Here is an 836-nt window from a genome sequence, read left to right as displayed (position 1 = left end):
GCCATCAATACCCCAGAACTTCTTGGTGTTGGTTTTGGTCGGCGTCGCGAAGATTGCGCTCAAGCCGATGTAATCAATCGGAAGAGAGTCCGCTTCTGCAAGCTGCTCTTCATTTTCGATGGATAAACCGAGAATTTTGTTTGGTCCAATCAACTCACGAGCGATAGTTGCGGGCATATCTGATTGCCCCAAGTGGACACCATCAGCATCAACAGCAAGGGCAACATCAACACGATCATTGATGATTAACGGGACGCCAGTGCCTTCAAGGATCGTCTTCACGGCTTGAGCTCGTTCAATAAATGCACGAACGTCACCATGCTTTTCGCGCACCTGTACCATGGTGACCCCACCTTCTACCGCCTTTCTTACAACGTGTTTGAGAGTGGATAAATCTTGTTGGTCGTCGGTGACCAAATACAAACGATAGGCGTTCATTGTGTTTCCTTTCGCCTCCCACTTTCGTTGGAGTGAGAGGCGTTTAAAGCATTGAGAAGCGATTTATCTCACTTGTAATTTAAGACGTGTTGCCAGTGTTTCTTCATCCAGTTGGTAAAGCTCATCCAAAAGATGCATTTGCAAGCTACCTGGCCCTCGCGCTTGCTCAGCCGCAATTTCCCCCACAACGCCAAGCACCGCTGCCGCAGCAAGGCCTGTTTCGTCGCCGATTGCTGCGAACGCGCCTGTCAGTGCGGTTAACGTGCAACCCATGCCCGTTACGTATGGCATCATCTCGTGACCATTATTCAGCTGGACGGTTTGCTCTTTTGTCACGATGTAGTCAGTTTCGCCGGAGATCACCAGGCTCGCTCCGTATTCTTCAACTAAGAAGTGAG

2 protein-coding genes are annotated in these 836 nt (G+C 49.9%); both read right to left on the bottom strand.

Annotation, left to right across the window (positions count from 1 at the left end):
* On the bottom strand, window positions 1–438 hold a 438-nt coding region (thiE, locus tag R7Z50_RS26150; protein WP_318149563.1), incomplete at its 3' end, for a thiamine phosphate synthase.
* A 63-nt stretch (window positions 439–501) separates the two neighbouring features.
* Window positions 502–836, bottom strand: a 335-nt coding sequence (locus R7Z50_RS26145; protein ID WP_318149562.1) for a hydroxyethylthiazole kinase, incomplete at its 5' end; no start/stop codon positions are given.

Source organism: Vibrio sp. 1249-1, from assembly GCF_033340495.1.
This window is presented reverse-complemented; position numbering and strand designations above follow the sequence as displayed.